Origin of the sequence: Sinosporangium album, from assembly GCF_900100605.1 — a bacterium.
Taxonomy (GTDB): Bacteria; Actinomycetota; Actinomycetes; order Streptosporangiales; family Streptosporangiaceae; genus Sinosporangium; species Sinosporangium album.
In genome coordinates this window covers 45,225-62,400 of the sequence record NZ_FNCN01000015.1, presented here as the reverse complement: position 1 = coordinate 62,400, position 17,176 = coordinate 45,225, and the positions used below count along the sequence as shown (strand labels likewise).

Annotated in this window: 15 protein-coding genes and 1 tRNA gene; 6 read left to right on the top strand and 10 right to left on the bottom strand. The window is 69.7% G+C overall.

The window, feature by feature from the left end; genetic code table 11:
* The first annotated feature begins 73 nt into the window (after positions 1–73).
* Positions 74–862 carry an SDR family NAD(P)-dependent oxidoreductase gene (locus tag BLQ73_RS17335; protein ID WP_245691152.1) on the top strand — a complete coding sequence of 263 codons (789 nt, stop codon included), beginning with the start codon at positions 74–76 and terminating at the stop codon, positions 860–862.
* 18 nt (positions 863–880) lie between these two features.
* Here the strand turns inward: BLQ73_RS17335 and BLQ73_RS17330 are convergent, their stop codons facing one another.
* On the bottom strand, positions 881–1,705 hold the full coding sequence (locus BLQ73_RS17330; RefSeq protein WP_093171502.1) for a spermidine synthase: 825 nt from the start codon (positions 1,703–1,705) through the stop codon (positions 881–883).
* Positions 1,706–1,802: 97 nt separating this feature from the next.
* Between BLQ73_RS17330 and BLQ73_RS17325 the strand changes: the two genes are divergently transcribed.
* The 5 genes from BLQ73_RS17325 to BLQ73_RS17305 all read left to right on the top strand — a co-directional run bounded on the left by BLQ73_RS17325 (position 1,803) and on the right by BLQ73_RS17305 (position 7,889).
* Positions 1,803–3,350, top strand: coding sequence for a penicillin-binding transpeptidase domain-containing protein (locus BLQ73_RS17325; RefSeq protein WP_093171501.1), 1,548 nt, complete (start codon positions 1,803–1,805; stop codon positions 3,348–3,350).
* Between the two features lie 65 nt (positions 3,351–3,415).
* Positions 3,416–4,066, top strand: a complete 651-nt coding sequence (gene trhA, locus BLQ73_RS17320; RefSeq protein WP_093171500.1) for a PAQR family membrane homeostasis protein TrhA — start codon at positions 3,416–3,418, stop codon at positions 4,064–4,066.
* A gap of 9 nt (positions 4,067–4,075) precedes the next feature.
* Positions 4,076–4,453 (top strand): PPOX class F420-dependent oxidoreductase, encoded by a 378-nt coding sequence (locus BLQ73_RS17315; RefSeq protein WP_093171499.1) that lies wholly within the window; start codon positions 4,076–4,078, stop codon positions 4,451–4,453.
* A 243-nt stretch (positions 4,454–4,696) separates the two neighbouring features.
* Entirely contained in the window at positions 4,697–6,004 is a 1,308-nt protein-coding gene (lat, locus tag BLQ73_RS17310; protein WP_093171498.1) for an L-lysine 6-transaminase, read from the top strand.
* Between the two features lie 751 nt (positions 6,005–6,755).
* A complete protein-coding gene (locus tag BLQ73_RS17305) occupies positions 6,756–7,889 on the top strand; it encodes a helix-turn-helix domain-containing protein (RefSeq protein WP_093171497.1) in 1,134 nt (377 codons plus the stop codon).
* 99 nt (positions 7,890–7,988) lie between these two features.
* Here the strand turns inward: BLQ73_RS17305 and BLQ73_RS17300 are convergent, their stop codons facing one another.
* The 9 genes from BLQ73_RS17300 to BLQ73_RS17260 form a co-directional block, all read right to left on the bottom strand.
* Positions 7,989–8,261: a helix-turn-helix domain-containing protein gene (locus BLQ73_RS17300; RefSeq protein ID WP_093171496.1), complete on the bottom strand. Its 273-nt coding sequence runs from the start codon at positions 8,259–8,261 to the stop codon at positions 7,989–7,991.
* A 293-nt stretch (positions 8,262–8,554) separates the two neighbouring features.
* Positions 8,555–8,917, bottom strand: a complete 363-nt coding sequence (locus BLQ73_RS17295) for a hypothetical protein (RefSeq protein ID WP_245691151.1) — start codon at positions 8,915–8,917, stop codon at positions 8,555–8,557.
* Between the two features lie 140 nt (positions 8,918–9,057).
* Positions 9,058–9,133 (bottom strand) — tRNA-His (locus tag BLQ73_RS17290).
* Positions 9,134–9,185: 52 nt separating this feature from the next.
* Positions 9,186–9,797 carry an oligoribonuclease gene (gene orn / locus BLQ73_RS17285; protein ID WP_093171495.1) on the bottom strand — a complete coding sequence of 204 codons (612 nt, stop codon included), beginning with the start codon at positions 9,795–9,797 and terminating at the stop codon, positions 9,186–9,188.
* 22 nt (positions 9,798–9,819) lie between these two features.
* Complete coding sequence (locus BLQ73_RS33465) at positions 9,820–10,995, bottom strand: DUF2510 domain-containing protein (RefSeq protein WP_093171494.1); 1,176 nt, start codon at positions 10,993–10,995, stop codon at positions 9,820–9,822.
* 461 nt (positions 10,996–11,456) lie between these two features.
* Positions 11,457–12,863 (bottom strand): protein kinase family protein, encoded by a 1,407-nt coding sequence (locus tag BLQ73_RS17275; protein ID WP_093171493.1) that lies wholly within the window; start codon positions 12,861–12,863, stop codon positions 11,457–11,459.
* A 3-nt stretch (positions 12,864–12,866) separates the two neighbouring features.
* Positions 12,867–14,540: a serine/threonine-protein kinase gene (locus tag BLQ73_RS17270; protein ID WP_093171492.1), complete on the bottom strand. Its 1,674-nt coding sequence runs from the start codon at positions 14,538–14,540 to the stop codon at positions 12,867–12,869.
* 82 nt (positions 14,541–14,622) lie between these two features.
* On the bottom strand, positions 14,623–16,419 hold the full coding sequence (locus BLQ73_RS34630; RefSeq protein WP_093171491.1) for a protein kinase domain-containing protein: 1,797 nt from the start codon (positions 16,417–16,419) through the stop codon (positions 14,623–14,625).
* A gap of 83 nt (positions 16,420–16,502) precedes the next feature.
* Complete coding sequence (locus BLQ73_RS17260) at positions 16,503–17,156, bottom strand: pyridoxamine 5'-phosphate oxidase family protein (protein WP_093171564.1); 654 nt, start codon at positions 17,154–17,156, stop codon at positions 16,503–16,505.
* Between the last annotated feature and the right edge of the window lie 20 nt (positions 17,157–17,176).

Below are 17,176 nucleotides of genomic sequence, written 5' to 3'. Positions count from 1 at the left end.
CGGAAAGACCGACCGCATATCTTCTTATCTGCTGTGTGAGGGTGTGTGAGGTCTCTCGAAGGGTGTTGACGCGGTGACGTTCAAAGGCGCGGTGAAGCTCACAGACGCGGTGAAGCTCAAAGACAAGGTGGCCGTCGTCACCGGAGGCGCGTCCGGGATCGGGCGCGCCACGGCGCTGCTGTTCGCGCGGGAGGGCGCGGCGGTCGTGGTGGCCGACCTCGACGGCCCGGGCGCCGCCTCGGCCGCGCGCGACATCGCCGAGGCGGGCGGCCGGGCGGTGGCGGTGACGGCCGACGTGTCGGTCGAGGACGACTGCGCACGCGTCGTGCGGGCCGCGGTGGACACCTTCGGCGGTCTGCACGTCCTGTTCAACAACGCGGGGATCATCCGCCGTGCCGACGCCCTCGGCACCACGGTCGAGGAGTGGGACCGCGTGATGGCCGTCAACGTGCGATCGGTCTTCCTGATGTGCAAACACGCCGTTCCCGCGATGACCTCGGGCGGCTCGATCGTCAACACCGGCTCGGGCTGGGGCCTCAAGGGCGGCGGCAACGCGCTGTCCTACTGCGCCTCCAAGGCCGCGGTCGTCAATATGACCCGGGCCCTGGCCATCGACCATGCCAAGGCCGGCATCCGGGTCAACTCCGTCAACCCCGGCGACACCGACACCCCCATGCTGCGGGACGAGGCCAGGCAGCTCTCGGAGGACTGGACCGCCTTCGCCGCCGACGCGGCGGACCGGCCGATGGGCCGGGCGGGCTCACCCGAGGAGATCGCGCGAGCCGTACTCTTCCTCGCCTGCGAGGACGCGAGCTTCGTCACGGGCAGCGCCCTGGTCGTGGACGGCGGAGGGCTCGCCTGAACCCCGCGTGGCCGCCGTTCAGTCGCCGAACACCGACGCCGGCGGCACGGGGGCCACGACGGGCTGCCCTTCGCGGATGGGGGCGGCGCCCGCGATGAAGTTCACCAGGGCCTTCCCGTGGGTGCAGCGCGCCTGCGTGAGGCCGCCGGCGGCGCGGCGGGCCAGTGTGTCCACGGGTAGTTCCCGCACCGAGGCCGCCACGATCAGGTTGCCGAAGCGGCGTCCCCGCATGACCCCCGGTTCGGCGAGCAGCACCACATGGGGGAAGGCGCCGTGCACGGTCGCCAGCACCCGTCTGGTGAACGCCAGCCCTTTGCCGTCGGCGATGTTCACCAGCAGGGTGCCGCCGTCGCGCAGCACCCTCGCCACATCGGCCATGTATTCGACCGTCGCGAGCTCGACCGGCATGACGGCGCCGCTGAACGCGTCGAGCACGAACACGTCGGCGGAGTCGTCGTAGAGCGCGGTGACGGCGCTCCTGCCGTCCAGGATGCGCACTTTGAGCCGGGGGACGGATTTCAGCTGGAGTTGGTCGCGGACGAACTGCACCAGCCCGGCGTCCGGCTCGGCCACGATCTGTCGCGATCCGGGCCGTGTCGCGGCCAGGTAGCGGGGGAGCGTGCAGGCGCCGCCCCCCACGTGCACGGCGTCCACGGGGCCCTCGGGCAGCGCGTCGATGACGTCGGCCATGAGACGCACGTATTCGAAGTCGAGATAGGTGGGATCGTCGAGGTCTACATAGGACTGGGGAACGCCGTCCTTGGTGAGAATCCAACCCCCCGGACGGTCGAGGTCGCGCAGCAGCTCGATCTCGCCGAAGGTCACGGAGTAACGACCCGGCATCGGTTCACGAGATTCACGCCTGACCGTCAAATTAGTCCCCTATCAAGTGGATAGCACTGGTATACCCCTGAAAGACCATTCTTCCGGGAGAAACCGTATGCCTAGACGTGGGTTTTACGTGCTCCTCGCCACCGTGCTCACCCTGATGGGTGCCGGCGCGTACGCCCTCGTCACAACGCTGACAGCGCCCCCGGAGGTGCTGGGCAGCCCCGAGGAGACGGCGCGAGACTACCTCGCGGCATGGGAGCAGAGCGACCTGACCGCGATGCGGCGCCTGGTCGCCAAGCCGCCGAATGACTTCCAGGACCGGCACCGCTCTTTCGCCGAAACCATGAGGGTGACGGAGTTGACACTCTCCGCGGGCGTCCTCAAACGCACCGGTGAGAAAAGCGCGGAACTCCCTTTCCACGGCGAGCGCATACTGCGCGATATCGGTTCGTGGCCGTTCTCCTCGACCCTGCACCTGGTCGTCGACGACGACGCGTGGAAGGTCAGATGGGCGCCCGAGACCCTCCACCCCGACCTCAAGGGCGGCGGCAGAGTGTGGCTGACACCGATCGAGGCCCCCGGCGTCGAGCTGGTCACCAGATCCGGAGATCCCCTCCCCAAGGACAGCGCGGCCGACTTCTATGTCAAGGCCCTCATGAAGGGGCACGAGGACTCCAACACCGGCTGGGTGGTGGAGGCGGAGCAGCCGGGCGCGGCGCCCACCAGGCTCGCCGAGTTCAAGCCGCCCAAGGCCACCCGCGTCAAGACCACGTTCGACCAGCGCGTCCAGGCCGCGGCGGCCCGTGCTCTCGACGGGGTGGACCGGCCCGCCGCGATCGTGGCGGTCAAAGCGGGCACGGGGGAGATCCTCGCGCTCGCCGACCGCCTCGGAAGCGAGCACAACGTGATCGTCTCCCAGTTCCCCCCGGGCTCGGCGTTCAAGGTGGTGACAGCGCTCACGCTGCTGTCGTCGGGACTCACCCCCGACACCCAGGTGGCCTGCCCGGCGACCTACACGATCCGCGGCCACCGGAGCTTCCAGAACGACAATCACATCGACCGGGGGACGATCAGCCTGAGGTCGGCCTTCGCCCACTCCTGCAACACCACGATGATCGAGCAGATCACCCGCCTCCCCTCCCGCCGGGCGCTGTACGACACGGCGCAGTCCGCGGGGCTCGGCCGATCGCTCGCGCCCGGCGGCGCCAGCGGGCGCTGCGGCCAGATCAGCGAGCCCTCCGACGCCGACTGGCTCGGCGCCGACGCCATCGGGCAGGGGTCCGTGCGCGTCACGCCGCTGTGCATGGCCGTACTCGCCGCCGCCGTGGCCGACGGCACGTGGCGCGCGCCCCGGCTGATGCCCCAGCGGGTCGAGGACATTCCCGGGCAGCCCGCGGAGGTGCCGTTGCCCGCCGGGCCCGTGGAGGGGGTGCGGTCCATGATGCGGGCCGTCGTGAGCGAGGGCACCGCGTCATCGGCCGGGCTGCCGGCGGGCACCGCGGGCAAGACCGGTACGGCTGAAGCCGACGCCGGCCCATCCCACGCGTGGTTCATGGGATACAAGGACGATCTCGCCTTCGCCGTGCTCGTGCTCGGGGGCGGCTCCGGGGGCCGCGTGGCGGCGCCGCTGGCGGCGCGCTTTCTCGCGGGGATGTGACGTGTAACGAGGGTCACAAGCTACGCGTGCGTAACTTACGGTACCGTAGGTTCGGGAGGTTTTCGATGAGCACGCTCGGGCTTTCCAAGCCCCGACTACGAGGATGGTTGCACGCGGGCGCCCTGCCCGCGGCGGTTATCGCGGGTTTCGTTCTTGTGGCCTTCGGGCCGACGCTCCAGGCGCGGATCGGCGCCGCGATATACGCCGTGACGTCGGGGCTGCTGTTCGGGGTCTCGGCCACCTATCACCGCGGCACGCTGTCCCCCCGCCTCGCGGAGGCGTTCCGCAGGATCGACCACGCGAACATCTACCTGATCATCGCCGGCACCTACACGCCGTTCGCGCTGCTCGCCCTGGACGGCGTCGCGCGGGTGACGCTCCTCGCGGTCATCTGGACGGGGGCGATCGCCGGGGTCCTGTTCCGCGTGGTGTGGATGAGCGCCCCCCGATGGCTCTACACCGCGCTCTACATCCTGCTCGGCTGGACCGCGATCTTCGTGGTCCCCCAGTTGCTCCACGGCGCCGGCGTGGCCGCCGTCATCCTGGTCCTCATCGGCGGTGTGCTCTACAGCGCCGGAGGCGTCATCTACGGCCTGCGCCGCCCCGACCCCTCACCCCGATGGTTCGGCTACCACGAGGTCTTCCACTCCTTCACCATCGCCGCGTACGTGGTCCAGTACATCGCCGTGTCGCTGGTGGTGTATTCCGCCGCATAGTCTGCGTCCATGGCGATCCTTGACCAACTTGGTGCGGAGCAGTACGTATCCGTTACGACCTATCGCCGTAACGGTCGTGCTGTGTCCACACCCCTGTGGGTCGCGTCCGACGGTGGGGCGCTGGTCGTCTGGACCGTCGAGGGATCCGGCAAGGTCAAACGCATCCGCAACAACCCGAGGGTGAAGATCGCCCCGTGCGACGTGCGGGGACGGGTCCTGGGCGAGAGCCACCCCGGCACCGCCGAGGTGCTCCCGGCGGCGCACACCGAGCGAGTGCGCAGGCTGATCGTGAAGAAGTACGGCATGGCGGCCCGCGTGCTGGTCCTCAGCAGCCGCCTGCGCCGCGGCCGTGCCGGCACCGTCGCGGTCCGCATCACTCTCGACTGACATTTGGGACGCACTTGGTGTCTCTGCCTCTCTCCACAGGCAACGATCGTGGTGAGCGGGAGAGGCGTGGTGAGTGGCAGAGAGGCGGCGTTCTCCTCCAGGCTGAAGCGGCTGACCGCGCCTCGATGGGAGCCATGACAGGAGATGGTTGAGTGAAGCTGCACTTCTGATGGAAACTTTCAGATAGATGTGGCCAAACGGGGGAATATCTAGCGCGTGTGTCCGACTCAACGTGGAGGGGACATGGACGTGCACGACCGTCTCGCCCGCCATCTGCTCGTGGACGGCTACAAGCTGGTCCTCGACCTCGAACGCAGCCGGGGGTCCTGGCTTGTCGACGAACCCACCGGCCGCCGATATCTGGACTTCTACACCTTCTTCGCCTCCGCCCCCCTTGGCGTGAACCCTTTTGACGACGAGCCCGAGTTCCTCGCGCTGCTCGGACGCGTCGCCGCGAACAAGCCCGCCAATCCCGACCTGTACAGCAGCCACCTCGCCGACTTCGCCGACGTCTTCGCGCGGGTGCTCGGCGACCCGGCCCTGCCCCACCTGTTCTTCGTCGAGGGCGGAGCCCTGGCCGTCGAGAACGCCCTGAAGGCCGCCTTCGACTGGAAGAGCCGCCACAACGAGGCCCACGGCCAACCCGCCCATCTCGGCACCAAGGTGCTGCACCTGACCAAGGCGTTCCACGGCCGCAGCGGTTACACCCTGTCCCTCACCAACACCGATCCCAACAAGACCGCGAGGTTCCCCACCTTCGACTGGCCCCGCATCGACGTGCCCGCGATCCACGCCGGCGAGGTCGAGGCCGCAGAAGAGCGCGCCCTAGCCCAGGCCCGCGCCGCCTTCGCGCGCCACCCGCACGACATCGCCTGCTTCATCGCCGAACCCATCCAGGGCGAAGGCGGTGACAACCACCTGCGTCCCGAGTTCCTCCAGGCCGTGCAGAGCCTCTGCCGGGAACACGACGCGCTGTTCATCCTGGACGAGGTCCAGACCGGCGTCGGGGCGACCGGTACGGCATGGGCCTACCAGCAGCTCGGACTTGAGCCGGACATCGTGGCCTTCGCCAAGAAGGTCCAGGTCGGCGGGATCATGGCCGGGCGCAGGATAGACGACGTCCCCGACAACGTCTTCCGCGTCAGCGGCCGGATCAACTCCACCTGGGGCGGCGGACTCGCCGACATGGTGAGGTCCCGCCGGATGCTGGAGATCATTGAGCGGGACGCCCTCATCCCGCGCGCCGCCGTACTCGGCGACGTCCTCCTCGCCGGGCTCGGGGAACTCGCGGAGAGCGCTCCCGACCTGGTCAGCGCGGTTCGGGGCCGCGGCCTCATGTGCGCCTTCGACCTGCCCGGCACCGCCGCCCGGGACACCATGGTCACCCTCCTGCGCGAACGGGAAGGTGTGCTCGTCCTGCCATGCGGGGAACGTTCCGTACGGCTGCGGCCCGCTCTCAACATCACCCGGGAGGAGATCGCCCACGGGCTCACCGCCTTCGCCCGCGCCCTCCCCGCACTGCGGGGGGACGCACTCACCGTGTCGGCCTGAAGGGCGGCGGCACGCCGCGGCCTCACGGGCGGCGGCACGCCGCAGTGCCGCGCAGGGGCATGGACGCATGTTCCGGGGCGAGCAGGTACAGAGGGCAATCTAGGGCGTATGCACCTCAGACGTGTGGTGCGACCTCGGACAAACAACGTTAACGTGCTGGAGAGGGGGCTTCCCGCGGCAACGGAAAGCCCCCTCGGACACTTTCCAGCATTCGTCCGGACCACCAGACTGCGCATGGACGGCGGCGTCGAAGCCGCGTATGTCTCAAGGGAAGCGTGTCCGGCGGTTGTCCGGTACGTAAGACGGGCCGGACGATCGGCGTGTCTGGCTACGGGTGGTGGTGAGCTGGGGCGATGCGACCCACTTGGAGAGCCGGTAGGTTGATCGACTCGGACATTCCGGACGGCCTGCGCAGAATAATGGGCTCCTTCCAGAGAAGTGCCTAGTCGGGGGGAAACGTCGTCATTGTTGGGATCATGAAGACTTCCTCCTGAACAGTCGTCGGTGGGGCCAAGATTGGTCTTGAACGTTTGATCGTGATCCCCTGGGGCGGCAACCACGGGGGGCCTCACGGCGGACGTGCCCGGACCACAAGGCCTTGTCAAGCCCTTCACCTGAGGACGCGCGTATGGACCGCCACCAAGATCTTTATTCTCTCCGTGCGACGACCCGGGGGCTGCTGTCGGCAGGCGATCGGCGGCAGTGCCGCTGAGATCCGCTGACATCCAGTTACGGTCGCCGGTGACGACGAGTGCCACGACGCGAATCCCCGATCACCGGAAACGGGCCGCTGGCGCAGTTTGCCAAGGCTCTCCGGGAACTCAGAACAAGTGCGGGAAACCCCACCTACGATCAGCTCGCCAAGGAGGGCTACTTCTCCAAGTCCGTGCTGTCCCAGGCCGCTGCGGGCCACCGGCTGCCGACCCTGGCGGTCACGCTCGCCTACGCGCGCGCCTGCGGAGGCGACCGGGACGAGTGGCAGCAGCGCTGGGAGGACACGCGCAGGTCCCTGGCCGATGTGAAAGAGGTGGAACCGCCTCGCCGGGCCTTCGCCGTACCGCGCCCACCGGCGCCGGACTTGACGAGGACGGTGAGCGCCGCCGCCTTCGTGGAGCACCTTCGCCAGCTCAAGAGCCAGGCGGGGCTGTCGCTGCGCCAGCTCGTCGAGCGTTCGGAGGGCAAGCTTGTCCGCAGCACGCTGAGTGACGCGCTGAACCGCACCACGCTGCCCCGGTGGGCGGTGGTGGAGGAGATCGTGCGCGCCTGCGGGGTGGTCGACCAGCTGCCGGCGTGGCAGAAGACCTGGACCAAGATCCATTCCTCCAAACGCAACGCGGTGTCCGCGCTGCGCGGGGCGAAACCGCAGGGCGTACGGCCCCGGCCCGGCGGGCCGCCCCCTCTCCCCGTGCGCCGCCCCCTGGTGGACGTGGAGAACGTGGCCCATGACGCCGCCGTGCTCAAGTTCGCGCTCAAGGAGGCCCTGCAGCACATCGAGCGCCTCAACGAGGAGCTTGAGCGGCGCGACGAGATGATCAAGCATCTGCAGGTCTGGGCGAGTGTCGACCCCGCCGGCGCCCTCCAGAGCAAGGTGACCGAACCGGCGTGGCGTTTCATCGGGCATGTGACGGTCGACCACCTGAGCGGGAGCCCCGTGACGGTGCCCGAGGAATACGCCACCCAGCTCGGCATGCGGCCCCGCGCGCTCAGGCCGCTCACGGGGCCGGACTATCACATGGTGATGCTCATCTGGGGGGACCGCCAGCCGCTGTTCGAGTCGCTGCAGCCGGTGCTGCGGCACCTGAACGCCTCTCCCGGCGACCCGCTCTTCGTGGTCGTCGACGGCTACCGCCTCCAGGCGCGTATCACCCCGCCGGAGGGCGTCTGAGCGTCCCCCTGGCGGGCGGCCCGCGGCGGCCGGCGACGGCCGGCCGCCGCGGCTCCGAGTACCGCGACACATAAGGCCGACCCCTGCCTGGGGCCAGGTTCAAGCCCCGTGGCTTTGAATGTGCTGTTCTCGTGGGGAGATACTCGACCAGAGGCCGATCGCCGTCACCCGTGAGTCCACGCCGAGCTTGGCGTAGATCCGGTTGACATGATTCTTGACAGTTTTCTCGCTGAGGAACAGACGCTGGGCGATCTCACCATTCGAGTGCCCGACGGCGATCAGTTCCATGACTTCGGTTTCGCGCTTGCTCAGGCCGCTTGCGAGGCGGACGTCGGTGTGTCCGCCTTCGAATGCGGGGTCGTCGACTCTCATCCGGCCTCCGTGGCACGAACATGGTCAGCTTTACCGTGGCACCCCATCCAACGGTCGTTGTGGTTGTCAGCGAGCATAACTCGCAATATCCAATTTTGGGGGGAAGTCAGTCAATCAACGGACATGGATGTGAGAACTAACTGCTGAAGGATGGTTTCATGGGAAAATCCTCATGTTCGGGCAGCTCTCAGCGCCCGCTCTTTCCGTACGTGAAGCGCGCGGCCCCGCGGTTAAAGATCTCTATCGGCGCTCTTAGATCAGCGCTCCCACATCAGCGCTCCCAGGGGGCGGTCTCATCCATCCGGAGGCGGAGGAGTCACCTTCGAGTAGCAACGGGCGAGATGCTTCTTCACCCCTTCGATGTCTCCCTGGGGAAGGTCTATCCCGCCTCGCGCGCCCTGCATGATGTTGCCGGCCGCCATCACGGCGCGCGGGACGGCCTCGAGCCTCCCGTCGATCACATCGGCGATCAGCAGCTTGCAACTCCCGAAGTTCTCGGGGTTGTCGCCGTCGTACCACACGTGCGCGTTTCGGTAGGCGGCATCGGGTTCGTCCTCGGCGTCCGCCCATTGCCGCACATGCTTCTCCGCGGCGGTGCCATCCCACTTCCGATCGCGGTCGGCGAGCGGCAGATCCTGAAATCTCACAACGGTCATGCCGCTGCCCTACCCCCTCTGCACCACCTCTGACCTGCGGCGAACAGTGGTTCCCGCAGCCTTCGAACGCCTGCGGCCGAAGCCGGGGAGAAGGGCACAAGAAAAGGGCGGCCGGTTTCCCGAAGGAACCGGCCGCCCGATGGGGTGAGTGATGGGACTTGAACCCACGACATCCAGGACCACAACCTGGCGCTCTGCCAACTGAGCTACACCCACCATGTCCCCGTCTCAGCGGGCACATGAAAAGTGTAGCGGTGTTTCGGAGCTCTTACGCCATTGATTTCTTCGGCGTGGCGACCGTGTCGGCGAGCTCCCGGGCGGTGGCCGAGTCGGGGCCGGGTTGGGCGACGAAGACGGTGGCGCGGTAGTAGCGCAGCTCCTGGATGCTCTCGGTGATGTCCGCCAGGGCCCGATGCCCGCCCTGTTTGCCAGGGGAGGCGAAGTAGACCCGGGGGTACCACCGGCGGACGAGCTCCTTGATGGAGGACACGTCGATCATCCGGTAGTGCAGGTAGGCGTCCACGGTCGTCATGTCGCGGGCGATGAAGGAACGGTCTGTGGCGATGGAGTTGCCGCAGAGGGGGGCCTTCTTGGGCTCGGGGATATGGCCTCGGATGTAATCCATGACGACGGACTCGGCCTCGGCCAGCGTGACGCCCCCGGAGAGGGCGTCGAGCAGGCCGGAGGCGGTGTGCATCTCGCGCACGATCTCCGACATCTGGTCCAGCGCTTCGGAGGGTGGTTTGATGACCACATCGACCCCCTCGTCCAACTGGTTCAGCTCGCCGTCGGTGACGACACAGGCCACCTCGATAAGCGCGTCACGGCCGAGGTCGAGCCCGGTCATCTCACAGTCGATCCAGACCAGCAGGTCACTCATGCCTCCCAGCGTAGTGCTCCCCTCACGAGACCTTGAGAGACTCAAGAACCTGCTTCACCAAGGCAGGCTTGAGATTGTCGGGCACGGACACGTAGAGCATCGCGGGCCGCTCCCCGGCCCCACGGTCCACGAGCACGATCGCACCGCTCTCCATCCGCCACTTCCATCCACTCTCTTCGGCTTCCTTCCCGAAATCCAGCTGAAACTCGATCACATGCGCGCTCTTGCCGTCGATCTTGAGCTCTTGGTCCTTGAGCACCCGGAAGTCGTGCGGCGGCCTGTAGTACTCGCGGTTGAACAGGTTGAAGAGGTTCACGGCGGTCTGCTGGAGGTTCTCCGGTCCGCTGTACGGAAAGACCTCCGGAACCAGAGCGGTGTACACGTTGCCGATCCAGTTTCTGCCCTCGCCGTCGTAGTTGGCGTGGGAGACCGCGTGGACGGCGCTGGTCCACACCGGAGTGCCGGGGTTGCTCTGCGCCTCGTTGACCGCGTCGGCTTGGGGCACGCTCCACGGGCTTCCGGGGAAGGCGTAGGACAGGCCGGTAGCCGGGTCGGTGATCCGCCCGTCCACCGGCCGCGGGAAGCTCGTCGGCACCGGGTCCGGCTGCGGCAGGGTGGGGACGGGGGCGGGCAGACTGGGCTCCACAGGAGCGGGCGTCGGCAGAGCCAGGGGGGTCGCCCTGCCCTCATCCCGGTTCACGATGAACACCGCCGCCACAACGATGAGGCCGACGACGACCGCCACCCCGATCCCGCCCGTGACCCACGCCCACACGGGCGTGGCGCGCTTGGGCGGCGGGCCATAGGCGGCGAAGTCGGGAAAAGGGAACTGCGCCGTCCCGCCAGGAGGGCCGGGATATCCAGGCTGAGCCGCGTGTCCCGGTGGCGCCGGGTGCCCGTGGTGTCCCGCGGCCGAGGGAGTGAAGGAGGGTCCGCCCCATGGGCCGGGGGGCTGCTGCCGCTCGGCGGGCGGGGGCATACGGCCCGGAGGCGGCAGCGCTCCCGGGCCTTGCGCGGGCGCTGCACCCGGGGGAATGGGCATGGTCGCGGTGGGACCGCTGCCCGGCTCGGACCGCCCCGAGCCGGGGGCCGAATCCACCGCGTGCGTGGCATCGGTCCACTGGCGCCCATCCCACCACCGGAGCTGAGGCGAGCCGTACGGATCGGGATACCAGCCTGCGGGGGTCTGCGTGGTCATGGCGTCAGACTAGTAACAATGAGATTGTCACGCATTGTCAGTGAAATGCGCTGGATGACGAAGAAGCCCTACCTACCGGGACCCGCCAAACCGGCCGCCCAAGCTCTGGGACCCGGCCGACCTGAGAGCGCGAGGGGACGGTTCATGGAGTAGTGGCCAACCACGGACTCCGCCCGACCGAAGCCCCTACCGATTCGGGACCCGGCCGACCTGGGAGTGCGAGGGGGCGCCGGTGTCTGGACTGACGAACGCAGGGAGCGAAGCGACCAGAGTGAGGAGGGAAGATACCGGATCAAGAGCCCCCTCGCCGCGCGCCGGAGGCGCGCAATAAATACTGCTTGGCCGACGTGTCGGGAGTCGGCCGTTTCGGCCCGTTCCCGTTCGGGACCCGGCTGGCCTGGGAGTGGGAGGGGGCGGGTCAAGAGCCCCCTCGCCGCGCGCCGGAGGCGCGCGATCAAACGTCAGCACCTATAGGTGAAGGTGGCCTTGTCCTGTACCTTGCCGCCCTCGGCGATCGGCGACAGTACCCTCAAGGTGGCGATGCCCGTGAAGTCGCCGGGCCCCTCCACCGTCCACTTCAGGCTGACCTCGTGGGAGGTGGATCCGGATGACACCGTGTCCGTCTGGCGGATCGGTTCTTTCCTATCGTTGCGCAGCCACTCGTACCGCACCTCGCCCGAGGAGCCGTTCGTCTTGATCGTGCCGCTGATCGTGACCGTGGTGCCGCACCCTTGGACCTTCTTCGGGGCCTTGATGTCCACCGCCGACACGGCCAGCGCGGGGCCCTGGTTGAGGTATACGAGCACGACCGCCACCACGATCACCGCGAACACCACCGCGGCCCCGATCGTGCGGCCCCGCCGCCAGAGGGCGGCCCGCTGGTCGTGGCGCGGCTGCGCGTGTACGGTCTGGAGCCGCTCGCGTCCCGCCCGCCAGATGCTCTCGGCCTCTGTCGGCACCGGCACTCCCGGGCCGAACCGTACTTCGTCTCCCCGTGTGTCGTCGCCGCCCGACTTGTAGGGGTGCTGTGTGCTTCCGAGGTCGCCCGGCGGCGCCGGGGCGCCGAGCAGGGTGACGATCTCCCCTTCGTCGGGCGCTTCGCGGCGCAGCGTAGGCGGGTCTGCCGGGGCGCCTCCTATGGCGAAGGACGACCCTGTCTCTGTCCGCCGCCGTGCCAGTGCGGCGAGTACGGCACGGCCTGGGCGGCCCGCGTCCGACAGGACATTGAGCGCTTCGGCCAGCCCTTCGGCCGGGGCGAGCCCGGCCGCCGCGCTGATCGTCTGTGCCGCCTTCGGCGTGCCGGCCGCCCAGGTGCCCGCGAGGCTGCGCGCGAGCGACGCCCAGGAGGCCAGGTCGCGTTCGGGGGAGGCCGCCCTCCCGCGCAGCGCGTCGGAGAGGCCGCGTTCGGCGAGCCGTGCGTGGCCGTCGTCGCCGATCACGACGGTGCCGGGGTGTACGGCCCCGTGGGTGTGCCCTGCCTCGTGCAGGGCGAGCAGGGTCCGCGCGGTGTCGGTCAGTACGGCCACAGCCTCGGGCACGCCGGGTGCGGGGGTGCCGGAGGGGGCGAGCAGTTCGGCCAGGATCGGGTTGACCGCTTGTGCGGTGAGGAGCCACACCTCATCCCCGCCGCCGACGAGGTCGGCGGTGGGGATGAGCCCGGGGATGGCCCGCTGCCGGAGGTCGCGGTCGGTGAGTACGGCGGCGACCAGCCGGTCGCGGGCCGCGGGGTCGGCGATCAGCCGTTCGTCGAACAGCAGGGCTCCCGCGGGTGCGCCTTCGGGCCCGCGTGCGTCGGTCCAGGTGCCGAGTTCGGCGGCCCTGGATCTCAGGGTGAGCCGGAACCCGGCGATGTCACCCCGTCCAGTCATTCTCTACCGCCGTTTCCGATGTCGTCCGCTTACCCGCCTCACGGCAATTGTGACTGGAAGCGTTAATGACGTCATCAGCCCGAGGGCGATCGCGGAGGCGGAGGAGGACACCGACCCCGTCGGCGCCGGGCTCTCGGTCCCACCGCCACTGTCCGTGGGAGTGGGGGCGGGCGGCGTGGTCGTCGGCGGCGGAGTGGGCCGCGGGGGTGTCCTGGTGGCCGTCGGCGTCGGCTCGGGCTCTTCGGTCCGCCGACCCGGCTCGGGTCGGTCGGGGTTGAGGTTGCCGGTCTCGCCCGCCTCCTCGGTCGGCGCGGCGGTGGGGGTGGCTCGGGTCCTCTCGGGCCTCGGCGTGCGGGTGGGCGGGGCGGTGGAAGCCGTACGGCTCGGCGACGGCGTGCCCGTGGACGGAGCCGGGGAGGGCGCCGAGGACGGGCCGCCGGGCCGGTCGGCCACGGGCACCACCGAGGAGACGGCCGAGGGGCCGACGGTCGGTTCGAGGCCCGGATCGGTCGTGGGACTGAGATCCTCGGGCGTGTCGCTCGGCTCGTCGGGCATCTCCGGCGAGTCTCCGAAGGCGTCGCCGGTCGCGGGGGCGCTCGGGGTCAGCGTGGAGGTCTGGGACTGGAGAGCCGTGCCCTCACTGAAGTTCACCACCACCGTGGTGGTGACGCCGACGATGAGCGCCGCACACCCCACGCCGATGGCGATCTTCACGGCGAGGCCGGTGGCGGGCGCCCCTCCGGCGCCCTCCAGCGTGGTGTGCGTGATCGCGGTCGAGGTCTCCGCGGCCTGCTGGGGCGGCATCGGGAACAGCAGCGCCAGCAGGCCGGCCAGACCGGCGAGACGGGCTCGGCCGCGCTCCTCCCAGTCCGTCCCGTACCCCGCGAGCGCCACCTCCTCCAGTTCCGACAGGAAGGCCTCGGCGGAGGGAGGGCGCTCGATGGGGTGCTTGGCCATGCCGCGCTCCACGAGGCCGCGCAGCGGCTGCGGCACCTCCTCGATCGGCGGCGGCGAGCTCTGGTGCTGGCGGGCCAGCGCCGCGATGTTCTGCCCGCGGAACGGCCGCGCGCCCGTCAAGCACTCGTAGAAGACGATCGTCGCCGCGTAGACGTCGGTGGCCGGTCCCGCCGGTGCTCCGGCCCACTGCTCCGGCGCCATGTACGGCGGGGTGCCCGCCGGCGTGTTGCCGTCGCCGGCCCGTACGGCGATGCCGAAGTCGACGAGCTTGCTCGTGCCCCCGGCCTCGACGATCACGTTCTCCGGCTTGAAGTCGCGGTGGACCAGCCCCGCTCCGTGCGCGGCGGCGAGGCCGAGGAGCGAGCCTTTGAGCACGGTCAGGGCCGCTTCGGGCCCGGTGGGTCCTTCGGAGCTGAGGATGGCGCGCAGGGCCACGCCGTCGACCAGCTCCATGACGATGGCCGCGCCGTCGCCGGTCTCCACGTACTCGTGGAGCCGGGCGGAGTATGGGCTGTCGAGCGCGGCGAGCAGCCGCGCCTCGTGCCGGAAGCTCGCGACGAAGCCGACGTCGATGCGGAGCTGCTCGGACAGGTATTTGATGGCGACGTGTGCGCCGTCGTGGTCACGCATGGCCATGACGACCCGTCCGGCGGCTCCGGTGCCGAGTTCGCGGATCTCGGTGTAACCGGGGACCCGCCAATGCGTCGGCGTGCCGTACATAAACGGTCTCCCTATTGCTTGTGGGCCCCGACCCAAAATAGAACGGACCGTAGTTTAGTAACCCCAGTCGCCTATTTGCTCATTAATCACGACTGTGTATGGAGTGACCGGTCGGTGACTCTGGCGTGCCGGGGGTGTCCGACCGCGGTCCGGGCTCGGGTTCATGCTCGGGTTCGGGCTCATGCCTGGGCTCAGGTTCGGGCTCCGGTTCGGGCTCGGGCTTGGGTTCGGGCTTGGGTTCGGGTTCAGGCGTGCGCGGGCAGGTGACGCGCACGGAGGCCGTGTCCTCGACGTCCTCGACGGACCCGGCCTCGCCTTCCGCACGCACGGTGACACGGACCGTCTGTCCGCACGGGCGCTGTTCGAAGGTGTGGCTGAGGGCCCGGGCGTATTCGCGCGCGCCGTTCAATGTCTGCGTGCGCGAGGCCACCGTGTCGCCCGCCACCTGGAAGGCGGCGAACAGCCGTACGGTCCCCGGCCCGTCGGTGTCGACCCGCACGGCCGCGCGGGCGGTGCTCCCCGGCGCGTCGGCGATCCCGAGCGACACGCGCACGTCGGTGACCTTGGTGGCGGAAGGCGTCGTCGTGGGGGACGAAGCCGTCGGGGAGGTAGCCGTCGGCGGGGATGTCGGCGGGATGGTGGAAGGTCGCGTGGTGGGCGGGGAGGCGGGGGAGGAGACCGGCGGCTTCGGAACGGTCCCGCTCGACGGCGGCGTGGGTGTGACGGCAGGGGGCGTCGTGCTGCTCGCGGTGGGCGACACCCCGGGTTCGGGCCCCTCGCTCGTGGGCGGCGGCGCCACCACGGCGGGCGCCGCCGAGCTCGGTGGATCCGCCGCCACGATGTCGATGGTGCTGGACCGCTGCGCCGTACTCGCCAGCACGTAGACGGCCGTGCCGGCCGCCACGACCGCTACCCCCGCTCCGGTGGCCAGCTTCGCGGCGTTGCGCCGCATCGCGCCGAGCAGCGTCCGGAACAGCGTCGTCGTGGTCTGCGGCACCTGCGGACCGAAGGGGAACAGGGCGACGAGCGCGCCGGTGAGCAGGGCCAGCCTGCGGCGGCCCCGCTCCTCCCAGTCCTCGCCGTAGGCCTCCCGCGCGATGAGCTCCAGCTCCGCCGTGAACGCCGCCGCCCCCGGCGGGCGCGCCGCGGCGTCCTTGGCCATCCCCCGCGCGATGAGCCCGCGCACCGGCTCCGGCACCTCGTCCACCGGGATCGGCGCGGACCGGTGCTGACGCATGAGCACCGTGTGCGCGGTCGCCCGGTACGGCCTGTGCCCGGTCAGGCACTCGAAGAACACCGCCGTGGCCGCGTAGACGTCGGTGGCGGGCGAGGCGGGCGACCCCGCCCACTGCTCGGGCGCCATGTACGGCGGGGTGCCCGCGACCGGCGTGACATCGCCCTGCCGTACGGCGATGCCGAAGTCGACGAGCTTGCTCGCCCCGTCGGCCTGGACGAGCACGTTCTCGGGCTTGTAGTCGCGGTGGACCACTCCGAGGGAGTGCGCGGTCGCGAGCCCCGTGAGGGAGCCTTTCAGCACGACCAGCGCCGCCTCCGGGCCCGTCGACCCGTGTTCGCGCAGAAGCGCCCGGAGCGGTACGCCGTCGACGGCCTCCATGACGATGGCCGAACCGGCGTCGTTCTGAACGTATTCGTAGAGGCGGGCGATGTTGGGGTCCTGCACGTCCATGAGGACTCTGGCCTCATGGCCGAACATGTGCACGAATCTCGGGTCCCGCCGCAGCGCGGGAGGCAGATACTTGATCGCTACCGTGGTGCCGGACGCATCGTGGGTGGCCAGCACGACACGGCCGCCGCCGCCCGCGCCGAGCTCGCGCACCTCGGTGTAGCCGGGCACTCTCCATTCACCGGTCGCCGCCATACCGCTCTCCAGTCCGGCCGGTGGTGCTGGTTCCACCTGTTATGACGTGCGACTCGCCGGTTGGGTTTGCGTGATCCACCGAGTTATTGGTATAGGGCCATTTTTCTTCCCGCGATGTGCTCAGGCACCGGTGTGCCGGGAGGCAGCGCCGGGTCGGGCTCCGGAGCGCCGAACGCGGTCTCCACGGGCAGCACACCCGCCCAGACCGGCAGCGCGTAGTCCTCCTCGTCGTCCGACGGCGGCCCCTGCCGGACCTTCACCGACGCCTCCGCCAGGGACAGGGCGAGGACGGTGGTCGCGGCCAGCTCCTTGCGGGTCGGCGGGCGCACTGCGTCCCACTGCCCGGGGGCGAGCTGCTCGCTGAGCGCCCGCAGGGCGGCCACGTGCTCGTCGGGGTCGTCGACGACGCGGGCGGTGCCGTACACCATGGCCGAGCGGTAGTTCACCGAGTGGTGGAAGACCGAGCGGGCGAGCACGATGCCGTCGAGATGGGTCACGGTCACGCACACCTCGGCGCCCGCCGCCGCGCGCAGGGACCGGGCCCCGGTCGAGCCGTGGACGTAGAGCGTGTCCCCGATCCTGCCGTATCCCGTGGGCACCACCATGGGCGCGCCGCTGGCGACGACGCCGAGGTGGCAGATCAGACCGGCGTCGAGCACGTCGTAGAGCGCCTGGCGGTCGCGCCGGCCGCGTTCCTTGGAGCGGCCGAGCGCGGTGCGGGGTGTGGCTGAGAGCATGGTGCTCACCATAGGTAATA

Excerpts from the sequence above, each read along its gene's own strand:
- BLQ73_RS17325 (WP_093171501.1), top strand. The coding sequence starts at position 1,803 with ATGCCTAGACGTGGGTTTTACGTGCTCCTCGCCACCGTGCTCACCCTG.
- orn (WP_093171495.1), bottom strand. The coding sequence starts at position 9,797 with ATGAGTGACCTGCTGGTCTGGATCGACTGTGAGATGACCGGGCTCGAC.
- BLQ73_RS33465 (WP_093171494.1), bottom strand. The coding sequence starts at position 10,995 with ATGACCACGCAGACCCCCGCAGGCTGGTATCCCGATCCGTACGGCTCG.
- BLQ73_RS17295 (WP_245691151.1), bottom strand. The coding sequence starts at position 8,917 with ATGACCGTTGTGAGATTTCAGGATCTGCCGCTCGCCGACCGCGATCGG.
- BLQ73_RS17330 (WP_093171502.1), bottom strand. The coding sequence starts at position 1,705 with ATGCCGGGTCGTTACTCCGTGACCTTCGGCGAGATCGAGCTGCTGCGC.
- BLQ73_RS34630 (WP_093171491.1), bottom strand. The coding sequence starts at position 16,419 with ATGGCGGCGACCGGTGAATGGAGAGTGCCCGGCTACACCGAGGTGCGC.
- BLQ73_RS17270 (WP_093171492.1), bottom strand. The coding sequence starts at position 14,540 with ATGTACGGCACGCCGACGCATTGGCGGGTCCCCGGTTACACCGAGATC.
- BLQ73_RS17315 (WP_093171499.1), top strand. The coding sequence starts at position 4,076 with ATGGCGATCCTTGACCAACTTGGTGCGGAGCAGTACGTATCCGTTACG.
- BLQ73_RS17300 (WP_093171496.1), bottom strand. The coding sequence starts at position 8,261 with ATGAGAGTCGACGACCCCGCATTCGAAGGCGGACACACCGACGTCCGC.
- trhA (WP_093171500.1), top strand. The coding sequence starts at position 3,416 with ATGAGCACGCTCGGGCTTTCCAAGCCCCGACTACGAGGATGGTTGCAC.
- lat (WP_093171498.1), top strand. The coding sequence starts at position 4,697 with ATGGACGTGCACGACCGTCTCGCCCGCCATCTGCTCGTGGACGGCTAC.
- BLQ73_RS17275 (WP_093171493.1), bottom strand. The coding sequence starts at position 12,863 with ATGACTGGACGGGGTGACATCGCCGGGTTCCGGCTCACCCTGAGATCC.
- BLQ73_RS17260 (WP_093171564.1), bottom strand. The coding sequence starts at position 17,156 with ATGCTCTCAGCCACACCCCGCACCGCGCTCGGCCGCTCCAAGGAACGC.